The 13049-nt window shown below is 72.1% G+C and carries 13 protein-coding genes; 6 read left to right on the top strand and 7 right to left on the bottom strand.

Features of this window, described 5'->3' with window-relative positions; genetic code table 11:
• Nucleotides 1–129: 129 nt before the first annotated feature.
• Together I004_RS0112570 and I004_RS0112565 are read right to left on the bottom strand one after the other, a co-directional pair.
• A complete protein-coding gene (locus I004_RS0112570) occupies nt 130–1248 on the bottom strand; it encodes a nicotinate-nucleotide--dimethylbenzimidazole phosphoribosyltransferase (RefSeq protein WP_028435789.1) in 1119 nt (372 codons plus the stop codon).
• A gap of 105 nt (nt 1249–1353) precedes the next feature.
• Complete coding sequence (locus tag I004_RS0112565; protein WP_028435788.1) at nt 1354–2571, bottom strand: bifunctional adenosylcobinamide kinase/adenosylcobinamide-phosphate guanylyltransferase; 1218 nt, start codon at nt 2569–2571, stop codon at nt 1354–1356.
• A gap of 83 nt (nt 2572–2654) precedes the next feature.
• Between I004_RS0112565 and I004_RS0112560 the strand changes: the two genes are divergently transcribed.
• Entirely contained in the window at nt 2655–2882 is a 228-nt protein-coding gene (locus tag I004_RS0112560; RefSeq protein ID WP_028435787.1) for a hypothetical protein, read from the top strand.
• 222 nt (nt 2883–3104) lie between these two features.
• On the opposite strand, the gene I004_RS0112555 is transcribed toward I004_RS0112560, so the two are convergent.
• Together I004_RS0112555 and I004_RS0112550 are read right to left on the bottom strand one after the other, a co-directional pair.
• Nucleotides 3105–3839, bottom strand: a complete 735-nt coding sequence (locus tag I004_RS0112555) for a class I SAM-dependent methyltransferase (RefSeq protein WP_051344959.1) — start codon at nt 3837–3839, stop codon at nt 3105–3107.
• A 64-nt stretch (nt 3840–3903) separates the two neighbouring features.
• Nucleotides 3904–4503 carry a DUF3043 domain-containing protein gene (locus I004_RS0112550; RefSeq protein WP_028435785.1) on the bottom strand — a complete coding sequence of 200 codons (600 nt, stop codon included), beginning with the start codon at nt 4501–4503 and terminating at the stop codon, nt 3904–3906.
• A gap of 343 nt (nt 4504–4846) precedes the next feature.
• On the opposite strand from I004_RS0112550, the gene I004_RS0112545 reads away from it, so the two are divergent.
• The 4 genes from I004_RS0112545 (at nt 4847) to I004_RS0112530 (ending at nt 8432) form a co-directional block, all read left to right on the top strand.
• Nucleotides 4847–5650, top strand: a complete 804-nt coding sequence (locus tag I004_RS0112545; RefSeq protein ID WP_078511071.1) for a PspA/IM30 family protein — start codon at nt 4847–4849, stop codon at nt 5648–5650.
• 105 nt (nt 5651–5755) lie between these two features.
• Nucleotides 5756–6034, top strand: a complete 279-nt coding sequence (pspAA, locus tag I004_RS0112540) for a PspA-associated protein PspAA (RefSeq protein ID WP_028435783.1) — start codon at nt 5756–5758, stop codon at nt 6032–6034.
• A 170-nt stretch (nt 6035–6204) separates the two neighbouring features.
• Entirely contained in the window at nt 6205–7716 is a 1512-nt protein-coding gene (locus tag I004_RS33630; protein WP_199779381.1) for a sensor histidine kinase, read from the top strand.
• Nucleotides 7713–8432 (top strand): response regulator transcription factor, encoded by a 720-nt coding sequence (locus tag I004_RS0112530; RefSeq protein ID WP_028435782.1) that lies wholly within the window; start codon nt 7713–7715, stop codon nt 8430–8432. The genes I004_RS33630 and I004_RS0112530 overlap by 4 nt, the downstream gene beginning before the upstream one ends.
• 43 nt (nt 8433–8475) lie before the next feature.
• On the opposite strand, the gene I004_RS0112525 is transcribed toward I004_RS0112530, so the two are convergent.
• A complete protein-coding gene (locus tag I004_RS0112525; protein ID WP_028435781.1) occupies nt 8476–9426 on the bottom strand; it encodes a GNAT family N-acetyltransferase in 951 nt (316 codons plus the stop codon).
• Nucleotides 9427–9435: 9 nt separating this feature from the next.
• The gene (gene nadA, locus I004_RS0112520) at nt 9436–10635 is read right to left on the bottom strand and encodes a quinolinate synthase NadA (RefSeq protein WP_028435780.1); all 1200 of its coding nucleotides are present in this window, start codon (nt 10633–10635) and stop codon (nt 9436–9438) included.
• 241 nt (nt 10636–10876) lie between these two features.
• On the opposite strand from nadA, the gene I004_RS0112515 reads away from it, so the two are divergent.
• Complete coding sequence (locus I004_RS0112515; RefSeq protein ID WP_028435779.1) at nt 10877–11230, top strand: iron-sulfur cluster assembly accessory protein; 354 nt, start codon at nt 10877–10879, stop codon at nt 11228–11230.
• A gap of 142 nt (nt 11231–11372) precedes the next feature.
• Here the strand turns inward: I004_RS0112515 and I004_RS0112510 are convergent, their stop codons facing one another.
• The gene (locus I004_RS0112510) at nt 11373–13016 is read right to left on the bottom strand and encodes a hypothetical protein (RefSeq protein WP_028435778.1); all 1644 of its coding nucleotides are present in this window, start codon (nt 13014–13016) and stop codon (nt 11373–11375) included.
• Between the last annotated feature and the right edge of the window lie 33 nt (nt 13017–13049).

The following is a 13049-nucleotide window of genomic DNA, read 5'->3' as shown; positions in this document are numbered from 1 at the left end:
TCGGTGGCCTGCACCGTCCGGCAGCGGGGCGCGCGTACCCAGTTGATCAGGACGGGACGTCGCCGAAGACGGTTCGCCGCTCGGGCCGCATCCGGCGACCGCTCGAGCCGCGAGCGCTCCCGTGAGTGCTCAAGTCGCGTCCAGCGCGGGGGAGTCCGCCGCACTGTGGCTCTCGCCGTCCTTCTCGTCGACGGCGTCCTCCCGTACGGGAAGCTGCGCCGCGAGTTCTGCCGCCGCCTGCACCAGCGGCAGGGCCAGCAGTGCTCCCGCGCCGCCGCCGACCTCGACGCGCTGCTCGATCACGGGATCGAGCGCCATGCGGTCGAACGCCTTCTCCTGCGCGGGCTCGCTGGTCGCGTGCCCGGCGACCCACCAGTCCGGGGCCCTGAAGGCGACGCGCTGAGCCACGAGCGCGCACGCCGCTGTGACGACACCGTCGAGCACGACGGGCGTGCGCCGCACCGCGGACTGGAGCAGGAACCCGGTCATGGCCGTCAGGTCGGCGCCCGCGACCGCGGCCAGGAGCTCCAGCTGATCGCCCAGCACGGGCCGCGCACGGCGCAACCCGTCCCTGATGGCCGCGCACTTGCGCATCCACGTCAGGTCGTCGATCACCCCGCCGCCCCTGCCCGTGACCACCGAGGCATCGGTGCCGCAGAGCGCCGCGATCAGCGTCCCCGCGGCCGTCGTGCCACCGACCGACAGATCGCCGAGCACGACGAGGTCCGTGCCCGCGTCCGCCTCCTCGTCGGCGACGGCCATCCCCGCGCGGAAAGCGGCCTCCGCCTCCGGCCCGGTCAGTGTGTCCTCGATGTCGAGACGGCCGGAGGAGCGGCGCACCCGGTGCCGCGTCATCTCTTCCGGGAGGTCCGACGGGTCGCAGTCGAGCGCCATGTCCACGATCCTGACCGGGACTTCGAACTTCCTGGCGAGGATCGCCGCGGGCGTCGTGCCCTCCAGCGTCTCCCGCACGAGCGTGTGCGCCGTACCGGCCCGGTGGGACGAGACGTCCAGCGAGGCGACACCGTGATCCCCGGCGAAGACGACCAGCCGGGGGTGCCGCAGCGGCGCGACAGGCAGATGTCCCTGAGCGGCCGTCAGCCACTCGCCCAGCTCGTCGAGCCTGCCCAGCGACTCGGGCGGCAGGCCCGTCCGCGCCCTCCGCTCCTCGGCGTCCCGGCGCAGTCCGCCGTGCGGGCGCTCGATGAGATCGGAGAAGTCGTCCAGGTCCAGGGTGCCGTCAGTCATGTAGGCGAAGCGTACGGTACGGACCCGGAGCGTACGGCGGTGCGGTGCCTACGCACACGGGGGTCGTGCCCGGGTGCCGCGGTGCTTCCGGACGGCCCCGTGCCGTCAGCCGCGCAACGGCTGCACGATCCCGGCCGTGACCAGCAGCACGTGCTCGCACTCCCCGGCGAACTCCGTGTTGAGACGGCCCAGTTCGTCGCGGAAGCGGCGCCCCGACGACGTCTCGGGGACGATGCCCGACCCGACCTCGTTGCTCACCGCCACCACGGTCCGCCGGGTCCCGCGCAGCGCCGAGACGAGCTCCGAGACCCGTTCACGGAGCATGCGCGAACCGACCGTCGCCCAGCGCTGGTCGTCCCAGGCGCCCACGGAGTCCATCGCGTCCGTCAGCCACAGGGCGAGACAGTCGATGAGCAGCGGCGGGCCCGGCTCCTCCAGCAGCGGCACGAGATCGCAGGTCTCGGTGGTGCGCCATGAGGCCGGGCGGCGTTCCTTGTGCGCGGTGATCCGGGCCGCCCACTCCGCATCGCCTTCGCGGGTGCCGCCCGTCGCCACGTAGACGACATTGGGGAAGGAGGCCAGCCGCTGCTCCGCCTCGACGGACTTCCCGGACCGGGCTCCGCCAAGTACGAGCGTGCGGCGCGGAATCTCGGGGACGTCCGGATACTCGCCGACGACGAGGGTCGTGCCGTCCGGTTCGGCGTGTGCTCCCGCCGCGGCGAGGCGCCGGTGCAGCTCCGGGCCCGGCGGCACGTCGTGGTCGATGTGGACGGCGACGACGTCGGTCGCCGGGCCGACCGCCCCTGCCTCTCGCAGCCGGGCGAGCGCCTCGGGGCGGCCGAGCACGTCGAGAAGCACCATGTCGTAGGGGGACGAGACCGGTTCGCGTCCCTCCTCGAGGCCCGCGGGCGCCGCTCTCGGCGGCAGATAGAGGAGGCGTTCCCCGTCGGGACCCGTCACCTGGTAGCCGGTGCCGGGCGAGTCCAGGGCGACGGCACGTATGCGGTGGCCGCTGATGAGCGCGAGATCCTGCCGCTCGGCGACGCGCAGAGGTGCGGGAAGCCCCGCGGGGAACTCCGTCGCCGGGCCCTCGTGCGGGTGCGAGAGCAACACCTGCCGTACGCCGTGCAGCGACCGTCCCGCACGGGCGGCGGCGAAGGCGGGACCGGGGGTGAGGTCGAGCAGCACGGCGCTGTCGACGAGTACGGCCGTGGCCGCGCGCGTGTTCGTACGGCCTCTGGCGCAGGCGGCGCACACGGCGCACGGGCAGTCGGGTCGCGGAAGTCCGGAAGGGGCTCCGGTGCCGAGCAGTGTGAGTTCCACCCCCCGATCGTCTCGTGCGCGGTCTTCGCCCGCTCACTCAGGATTAGTCTGCGGGCAGCAACAGTCGATCTCTGGAGGCATTCATGGCGTGGACGTGGCGGTTCGAGAAGGCCGACGGATCGGAGACCGAACCTGCCGTAGCGCCCGAGGAGTTCCCCACCCAGGGCGATGCCGAGTCCTGGATCGGCGAGGTCTGGAAGGACCTGCTGCAGGGCGGCACCGACCAGGTGACGCTGTTCGACGACGGCAGCAAGATCTACGGGCCGATGAGCCTGCACGCCGAGGAAGGCTACGAGGGCGAGAACGTCTAGGGGACGGGCGGGGTCGGCGGGTCCGCCTGCCGTGAACCAACGCAACCCGTGAAGGACGGAGCGGGACGCGTCCGGGTGAATCCGCCCGGCCGGGTCCCGTTCCGCGTTCACCCTCGCAAGGGGGCCGTGGGTCACCTCCCGGCCGGGCCATGACCGGTCGGAGTCCGAGCGGGCGCCGCCCTCCGCCTCGCGCGCCGGAGAAGGCCGGAGGCGACCGCCGTCTCAGCCGCCCCGTACCCCGCAGATGTGCAGCATCGCCGCCACCGAACGGTACGGATCGAGTCGCCCTGCGTGCTCCTCCACCGCGAGCATCCGCTCCGCCTTCTCCTCCTCGGCGGGGCATTGGCGGCCGAAGATCCCGACCCCGTACCACTGCCGCAGCGGCGTGCCGATCCCGGCGAGGCCCCTGGTCAGCGTCTCCAGGCGCAGGGCGCTGCCGGTCCGCTCCGGGAAGTCGAGAGCGGCCAGGGCCGCGTCCCAGTCGCCCGTGCGGCCCGGATGCATGGCCAGGGCCGCGTCGTTCCGTATCAGCAGGGACAACAGCCCGCCGGGGCCCAGCACTCGGGCGAGACCGGCGAGCGTGGTGCCCGGGTCGCGCGCCTGGAGCAGCCCGCCGTGGCAGAGCACCACGTCGAAGGCGCCGGGCAGGAAGTGCGCGCCCGTGTCCTCGCTCCCGCCCGCCACGAGCCGTACACGCCCGCGTGTCTCCTCCGGTTCCTCGGCGAGGTCCTTCTCGAAGAGTTCACGCAGGTCGGGATCGGACTGCAGCCCGGTCACCGCGTGGCCGGCACGCGCCAGCCGCAGGGCCTGCACGCCGCGCCCGAGCCCGACGTCGAGTACACGCAGGCGCTGGTCGGCCTCGAACACCGCCGATATCTGCTCGTCGAGCTGACGGGCGAGAAGCCGCTGCCCGAGCTGCCCGGGATCAGTCAGGTCCACGGCGCACCCTCGGCGCATCGGCGACGGCCCGCGAGGTCCGAGGCCGTGTGGGCGGGGTGTCCCGGCCTCCCCTGACGCCCGTTCAGGGCTTCTCGCCGCGTGCGACCTGCGGCTTGGGCAGACGCATCTTGCGCAGCTGGAGCGTGCGCATCAGCGCGTAGGCGACGGCGCCGCGCCTGGACTCGTCGGGGAAGCGCGCCCCCAGGTCCCTCTTGAGCCGGAAGCCGAGCCCGATCGAGTCGAGCACGATCATCACGATCACGAGCAGCCAGAGCAGCAGCGAGATGTTCTTCAACTGGAGGGAGGGCATCATGCTCAGCACCAGGATGATCACCGCGATCGGCAGGAAGAACTCCGCGACGGACCAGCGCGCGTCCACGTAGTCGCGGGCGTAGCGCCGCACGGGCCCCTTGTCACGCGCGGGCAGGTAGCGCTCGTCGCCGCTCGCCAGCGCCTGACGCTGCCGCGCCATGTCGCTGCGGCGCGCCTCGCGCTGCCTCTTCGCGGCCTCCTTGCGGTTGGCCGGTGCCTTGGCGAGCGTGCGGCGCTGCGACTGCGAGTCGCTGCGCTTGGGCGTCGGCCGGCCCTTGGGAGCCTGCGGATCACGGGTCTGCTGGGGCTCGGCGGCGGTCACCTTCGTGGTGGGAGCGGCCTGCCCGTCCTTCGAACGGCTTCGGAACACGCTCCTAAGCCTACGATGCGGCGCGGAGGTCCCCCAGAGTCCTGCCGGGAACGATCTCGCAACACCGGACCGTGCCGATCCGGAAGGCCCCTGCCTGCGCCGCATCCGTCCGGCCACCGCGCGTGCACGTCCGCACCGCCGCTACCGGCCGTAACGCCATTTCCGGCGCCTGATCGCGGGCCCGCATCTACTCCTTGCGCCGGAGGCCGCACGCCGCGATCGTCCTTCAGGAGGAGCCCATCCGCCGTCGAACAGTGCGGTAATGGAACCAGGGCCCGTAGTCTTGGGTCTTGAAGGTGTGCTGCTGAGGCTCAGTCCGTTACGAAGGGGGCGCGCGAGGCCCATGAGCGGTGTCATGAAGCGTATGGGGATGATCTTCCGCGCGAAGGCCAACAAGGCCCTGGACCGGGCCGAGGACCCGCGCGAGACGCTGGACTACTCGTACCAGAAGCAGCTCGAGCTGCTGCAGAAGGTGCGTCGCGGGGTCGCCGACGTGGCCACGTCCCGCAAGCGCCTGGAGCTGCAGATGAGCCAGCTACAGGGCCAGTCCACCAAGCTGGAGGAGCAGGGCAAGAAGGCCCTCGCGCTGGGGCGTGAGGATCTGGCCCGCGAGGCCCTCTCTCGCCGTGCCGCGCTCCAGCAGCAGGTCACAGACCTGGAGACGCAGCACCAGACGCTGCAGGGCGAGGAGGAGAAGCTCACGCTCGCCTCCCAGCGCCTGCAGGCGAAGGTGGACGCCTTCCGTACGAAGAAGGAGACCATCAAGGCCACCTACACGGCCGCACAGGCACAGACGCGCATCGGCGAGGCGTTCTCCGGCATCTCTGAGGAGATGGGCGATGTCGGCATGGCCATCCAGCGCGCCGAGGACAAGACGGCGCAGCTGCAGGCCCGCTCCGGTGCGATCGACGAACTGCTGGCCTCCGGCGCTCTCGACGACCAGTCCGGCCTGGCGAAGGACGACATCACCGCCGAGCTGGACAGGCTCTCCGGAGGTACGGACGTCGAGCTGGAGCTCCAGCGGATGAAGGCCGAGCTGGCCGGCGGCACGGACAGCGGCGGGCAGCAGGCCATCGAGGGCGGCAGCGGCACCGGGCAGGCCCAGGAGCAGCAGCAGTCCCAGGACACCCCGAAGTTCGAGAAGTAGCGGCCGGCAGGCAGCACGGGGAGCGCCGCGTGCGGCGCGGGCTCCCCGGCTCCCAAGCAGTGACACCGAGAATCAGCTGAGGGCCCGCGCCAGAAGGAGAGCGACATGATCGTACGGATCATGGGGGAAGGCCAGGTGAAGCTGGACGACAGCCACTTCGCCGAGCTGAACAAGCTGGACGATGAGCTGCTCTCCGAGATGGAGAAGGGTGACGAGGAGGGCTTCCGCCGCACGCTGGCGGCGCTCCTCAACGCGGTACGGACAATGGGCAGCACGCTGCCCGACGACGCCCTGGAGCCGTCGGAGCTGATCCTGCCCGCACCGGACGCATCCCTCGAAGAGGTACGGGAGATGCTCACCGACGACGGCCTCATCCCCAACTGAGCCTCCGGACCGGCCGGGGCGCAGGGCGATCGGAGCACACGAGGAGCCGGAACGACCCGGCCCCGCCCCACGCCGTCCGGCCGGGCAACCCGGACCGGCCCACTGATCGAGCCCACGTGCCCGACTCACCCGAAGCGTCCGACCGGCCCGACGCAGCAGACGAGCCCCCGATGACGGCGAAGCCCGCAGCAGGCACCTTGAGCGATGTGCGGCACTGGATGCACGCGCACCCGTACGCCGTCGACGCACTCATCGCCCTGGGCGCCTTCGTGGCGATCCTGCTGGGTGCCGCAGCACGAGCCTCCGGACATGAGATCAGCCCCAGCTTCGGCCGGCGTGAGGTCGCCCCGCAGACGGCTCTGCTGGCGGCGCTGGCCTGCGGGGTGCTGGTGCTGCGCCGCCGCGCGCCGATGCCGGTCCTCTGCATCACCGGCCTGGTGACCGTCGTCGGCCTGGTCGTCGACCCGCGGGCCGGCGATCCCTCGGCGGGCCACCGTGCGCCCGTCGTCATCGCCGCGATCATCGCGCTGTACACGGTCTCCAACCGCACGGACCGCGTCACGAGCGTCCGCGTGGGCGTCGTGACCGTGGGAGTGCTCACGGCGGCGGGCATGCTGCTGGGCAGCCGTCCCTGGTACGCGCAGGACAATCTCGCCACCTTCGCGTGGACGGGCCTGGCCGCTGCCGCCGGAGAGGCGGCACGCAGCCGCCGGGCGTTCGTCGACGCCATACGGGAGCGCGCCGAGCGGGCCGAGCGCACCCGGGAGGAGGAGGCCAGGCGCCGCGTGGCCGAGGAGCGCATGCGCATCGCCCGCGAGCTGCACGACGTCGTCGCCCACCACATCGCGCTCGTCAACGTCCAGGCCGGGGTCGCCTCGCACGTCATGGACCAGCGGCCCGACCAGGCCAAGGAGGCGCTGGCGCACGTGAGGGAGGCGAGCCGGCACGCGCTCAACGAGCTGCAGGCCACGGTCGGTCTGCTGCGCCAGTCCGGGGAGAGCACGGCGCCGACCGAACCGGCACCGGGGCTCGGCGTCCTGGACGAGCTGGTCGAGGGCTTCACCAGGGCGGGGCTCTCCGTCTCGGTGGACGTCGCGCCGGAGCGGGAGGCCGCTGCCGTGGGGGAGGGGGCGGAAGCGCCGCGGGCCCTTCCGTCCGCCGTGGACCTCACCGCGTACCGGGTCGTGCAGGAAGCGCTGACGAACGTGCAGAAGCACGTCGGTACGGGTGCGCACGCCGAGGTGCGCATCGTCACCCTGCCCGGCGAGCTGGAGATCACCGTGACCGACGACGGCGAAGGCGACGGCGAGGGGACGACCCCGGAGGAGACCTCCGAGAGCGGGCACAGGGCCCGTGGGGCGGACAGGACGGCCGGCGCGGCCGCGACAGGGACGGCAGCGGCGGGAGCCGCCGCGGGGGAGCAGGAGGCGGCGGAACCGGCCGCCCTGTCCGCCCCTCCCGCGGCGGCCGGAACCGACACGGGCGGCGGCGGGCACGGCCTGATGGGAATGCGGGAGCGCGCCGCCGCGCTGCACGGCGTGTGCGAGACGGGTCCGCTGCCGGAGGGCGGATTCCGGGTGCACGTACGGCTGCCGCTCCAGCCCCGCGACCGCGCGGGAGGCCGCGGCGGCGACGGAGGCGGCCCGGCGGGACCCCGGGCCGAGGAAGGCGCGTCGGCATGACGATCCGCGTGGTGCTGGCGGACGACCAGACGCTGCTGCGCAGTGCCTTCCGGGTGCTCGTGGACTCCGAACCGGACATGGAGGTCGTCGCCGAGGCGTCCGACGGGGCCGAAGCCGTCGACGCCGTACGCGGGACGGGCGCCGACGTGGTGCTCATGGACATCCGGATGCCGGGCACCGACGGCCTCGTCGCCACGCGAGCCATCACCGCCGATCCGTCGCTGGCCGGGGTCCGGGTCGTCATCCTCACCACGTTCGAGGTGGACGACTACGTCGTGCAGGCCCTCCGCGCGGGCGCCTCCGGCTTCCTCGGCAAGGGCGCGGAGCCCGAGGAGCTGCTGGCCGCGATCCGTACGGCCGCCAAGGGCGAGGCCCTGCTCTCACCGGCGGCCACCAAGGGACTGATCGCCTCCTTCCTGGCACAGGGAGGCCCCCACGGCACCGTGGAGACGGACGGCTGGGAGAGCCCCGGCAACGGCAGTGAGAGCGGGAGCGAGCAGGGCCCGCTCGACGTGCTGACCGGCCGGGAGCGTGAGGTGCTGACGCTGATCGGCGGCGGCCTCAACAACGAGGAGATCGCGCAGCGGCTGACCGTCAGCCCGCTCACCGTCAAGACGCACGTCAACCGCACCATGTCGAAGCTGGGTGCGCGCGACCGGGCCCAACTCGTGGTCGCCGCCTACGAGAACGGACTCGTACGGCCCCGCACGCACTGACGGCTTTCGCCTCCCCGCCCGTGCCGGCCCGGTCCCGGATTCCCTACAGGAAGCCCCCGGAGGGGATGTACGGCGAGGGCGGCCGCATCCCCCGGAGGCAGAGGTAGCCGGCGGTGGTCAGCTCCAGCCCCGCGGCCAGTCCGACGTCCACGGCCCACTGCTGGTCCGCCGTCAGATCGCGCACCGACGCGCGGGTGCCTTCCGGGAGACTCAGCAACGCGGTGGTCAGCAGCCGGGTCGCCAGCCGTCGCGAGGTGGCAGCGAGGAGTTCGACCCGTCCGTTCTCCCGCAGATAGCAGTAGCCGCTGCCGGCGAGATCGTCGGAGACGAAGACGCGGTGGTGGCGCAGCAGAAACTCGTGGTCCACCCCGTGCGCGCCGCCGCGCAGCCGCCGGTCGACGGAGTCCATCAGGTCCCGCTGCGCCGGAGAGCCCACGATGACCGGGCCGTCCGGGGCCGCGAGCCGGGTGCCGTCGACCGTGCCGTGCAGCCGCATCGCCGGATGGAGCTCGAAGCCCGCCTTGCGGTAGGTGCGGGCCGCGACGGGGTGGCGGGAGCAACTGATGATGCCCCGCAGACACGCCCGGCCGTACCCCATCGTCCGCTCCAGCAGCGCCGTACCCACGCCCTTGCCCTGCGCCTCGGGCAGTACGGCCAGGAGCGCCAGTGCCCAGGTGCCCTCCCGGATGAACGACTGGGCCGCGCCGACGGGACGCCCGTCCGCGTCCGCCGCGACCCAGCTGCCGCCGGGATCGGTGCGTGCCAGGTGCCGGATCCGCTCACGGCTGCGTGCGGGCTGCCCAGGGTCGGAGCCCGCACCGTGAGCCGCCCGTGCGACGGGGACGAGGGGAGCGGGCGAGGGCTCCGGGCCGTGCGGCGCACCGCTGTCGGGGGAGTCGCCCTTCGCGGCGTGCGACGCGGCGAAGGACGCCTCGGCCAGCTGCCGCACGGCCTCGGCGTCCTCCTCGGTGTCCCGCACCGGTTGCAGCAGCATCGCCGCAGATTACGGCAGGGCCAGCATGCGTTCCAGGGCGAGTTTCGCGAACTTCTCCGTCTCGGCGTCGACTTCGATCCTGTTGACGACGTCGCCGTTCACCAGCGACTCCAACGCCCAGACCAGATGAGGCAGATCGATCCTGTTCATCGTCGAGCAGAAGCAGACGGTGCGGTCGAGGAAGACGACTTCCTTGTCGGGGGAGTAGCGGGCCGCGAGCCGCCGCACCAGGTTGAGTTCGGTACCGATGGCCCACTTCGACCCCGAGGGTGCGGCCTCCAGGGTCTTGATGATGTGTTCGGTCGAGCCGACGTGGTCGGCCGCCTCCACGACCTCGTGCTTGCACTCCGGGTGCACGAGCACATTGACGTCCGGGATCCGCTCGCGCACGTCCCGTACGGAGTCGAGCGAGAAGCGCCCGTGGACCGAGCAGTGGCCGCGCCAGAGGATCATCTTCGCGTCCCGCAGCTGCTGCGCCGTGAGACCGCCGTCCGGCTTGTGCGGGTTGTAGACGACGCAGTCCTCCAGGGACATCCCCAACTCCCGCACGGCGGTGTTGCGTCCGAGGTGCTGGTCCGGCAGGAAGAGCACCTTGCCCCCGCCGCCCTGCCGGCCGTTCTGCGTCCCGAAGGCCCACTCCAGGGCCCGGCGCGCGTTGGACGAAGTGCAGATGGTGCCCCCGTGCCTGCCCGTGAACGCCTTGATGTCGGCAGAGGAGTTCATGTACGAGACGGGGACCGTCACATCCGCGACCCCGGCCTCGGTGAGCACGTCCCAGCACTCGGCGACCTGCTCGGCCGTGGCCATGTCGGCCATGGAGCAGCCCGCCGCCAGGTCGGGCAGCACGACCTTCTGCCGGGCGGAGGTGAGGATGTCGGCCGACTCGGCCATGAAGTGCACGCCGCAGAAGACGATGTACTCCGCGTCGGGCCTGGCCGCCGCGTCCCGCGCCAGCTTGAAGGAGTCACCGGTGACGTCGGCGAATTCGATGACCTCGTCACGCTGGTAGTGGTGGCCCAGCACGAAGACACGCTCGCCGAGCTTCGCCTTCGCCGCGCGGGCACGCTCGACGAGGCCGGGATCCGAAGGGGCGGGAAGGTCCCCGGGGCAATCGACGCCGCGTTCGCTCTTCGGGTCCGAGTCGCGGCCGAGGAGCAGCAGCGCCAGCGGAGTCGGCTGTACGTCCAGTGGGGCGGTCACGGCACCCACCCTTCCTCTTCTCCATCGCCGCAAGCGGCTTTTCGTCTAACTGACGCTATTAATCATAACCGCTTCACGTCAGTTTGACGATGGCGTTCGCGTCGATGTGACGCATTCCCAGCCGCTCCGGGCGTGTGCGAGCATGAGTGAGGAGAAGGACGTAGAAATAACGTGTCCCCTGGAATGAATCCGGGACGCCGACGGTTGCAGTCGGCGGCAGAGCAGTCCGAACAACCCGGGAGAGAAGCAGATGTCCGTATCGGACGAGACCGCTGTGAGCGAGGGCATCATCCTGTCCGACGCCGCGGCGGCGAAGGTCAAAGGCCTGCTCGAGCAGGAGGGCCGTGACGACCTGGCACTGCGGGTCGCCGTCCAGCCTGGTGGCTGTTCCGGCCTTCGGTACCAGCTCTTCTTCGACGAGCGCTCGCTCGACGGCGACGTGGTCAAGGACTTCGACGGTGTGAAGGTCGTCACCGACCGGATGAGCGCCCCGTACCTGGGCGGCGCCTCCATCGACTTCGTCGACACCATCGAGAAGCAGGGCTTCACGATCGACAACCCGAACGCGACGGGTTCCTGCGCCTGCGGCGATTCCTTCAACTGACCGGGCTGCCCGGCAGGCTGAACAGGACGAAGGCGGCGGACTCCCCCCACCAGGGGTCCGCCGCCTTCGTCGTTCCCGCCCCCGTGCTCTCAGGTCCAGTCGGGCGTTCGCGTTCCGCTATGCCTACCCGCCGATCGCCGGTTCACTTCCGCGGGAGGCCCTCTCCGTCGGTGGCGTCCACCACCTTGCGGTCACCGAGCGGCTCGTCCAGCTCTACCTCGACGGTCTGCCGCTTGGCCATCTTCACGCACACCTTCTTCGGGTCCGTGTTCTTCGGGCGCACGGCCACCTTCACCGTGCTGCCCGACTCCTCGGCGCTCGCCTTGTAACCGTCGCACACGCCGCCCCAGAAGGTCAGCTTCACGCTGCGGCCGTCCGCCGCGTAGGAGGTGAGGGCCTGCGCGGGCGCCGATCCGGGCTCCTCGGCCTGGCCGGAGCCTGAGCCCGAGCCCGGGTCCGAACCCTGGTCCGAGCCGGTGCCGGCATCGGAGCCGGAGCCGGAGCCCGGCTGGGCGGGCTTCGCCGGCTTGAGGTACTCGGGTTCGATCGCGGGGTGGGCGACGCTCGCGGTGTGGTCACCGCCGAACCTCACCTCGTAGATCCAGGACGGTACGAGCACGGGCTTGCCGACCGTGTACCGCGTGACCAGCCCGAACTCCGCGCCGGTCACCTTCAGCGCCTTGCGCGGCTTGACCTTTCCGGGATCGGTGCTGCCGGGCGGCGCCGGGTCGGCCTTTCCGGGCTCCGGCTTCCCGGGATCGGCCTTTCCGGGCTGCGCCTGGTCTTCGGCGGCCCACGGCTCGCGGACCGTGGTGCCCGTACCCGCGCCGGAGGCCATGGCCCCCTGCTTGTTGAGGTGCTTCAGGGTCTCCTCCGCCGACATCACCGGGTAGGAGGCGCCCTTCCTCAGCTTGCCGAGATTGCCGTGCCCGAGCACGACCTTGCCGTCCTCGTTCACCGTGAACGTGCTGTTCCAGTCCTTGGCCGGCATGCCGCCCACCTGGGGAGTGGCCGTCACCATGCGCAGCGGGCCCGTGGCCACGCCCGCGTCGAGCCGCGCGTCCTCGAGCTTCAGCGTCTTCAGCAGCGGCCGTACGGATTCCTCGGCCTTCTTCTCCGAGACCGGGTCACCCTTGCCGGACCCCGGCACCGAGGAGCACGCATCCGGGGCGTCGCCGTCGTCGGGCGGGATGATGTCGAGGTGCGGCACGGTCGGCAGCGGCCTGGCACAGTGCACCGGCCGGTCCGCGGACCGGTACGTCCAGTTGCCGGCCATGCGGTCGTCGTTCACGATGAGGGCGGTTCCGCGGGGGGACTCGGCGTCCTCGCCCACGATCCACCGGCCGTCCTTGCGCTCCGGCTTCCCCTTCACACCGAGGGTGTCGGCGAGCGCGGAGACGGAGGCACGCCCGACGTGTGCCGGATTGCGGTAGACGGATGCCGTGCCCGGTCCCTTCGGCAGCTCGCCGTTGGCGCGGTAGACCTGCGGATGCGGTTCGCCGGGCGCGATGCCCGGCCGCTCACGGTCCCCTTCGCCGCTCTGACCGGCCGGCGCGAGACCGTCCAGGGCGAGAGCGGGCGGCTCGGACCCGTTGCCCGCGCCCGTCGATCCCCCCGGGCCTCCGGCCGGGCCCGCGGTCGAGGCCCACCACGCGCCCCCGCCGCCGGCCACCAGCACTGCCGCCGCCACCGCGATCACGGGCAGCCGGTGCCTGCGGGCCGGGACGCCCTGTCCGCCGGCGGAAGAGGTCTCCCCACCGGGGTTGGGAGACGTTTCGGTGCTCACGGCATCGCTCCTTCGTTCCGCTCACCGCGTCCC

The organism is Streptomyces sp. TAA486 (assembly GCF_000426165.1).
Note: the sequence above shows the minus strand (reverse complement) of the source record. Positions and strands in the feature narration are given on the sequence as shown.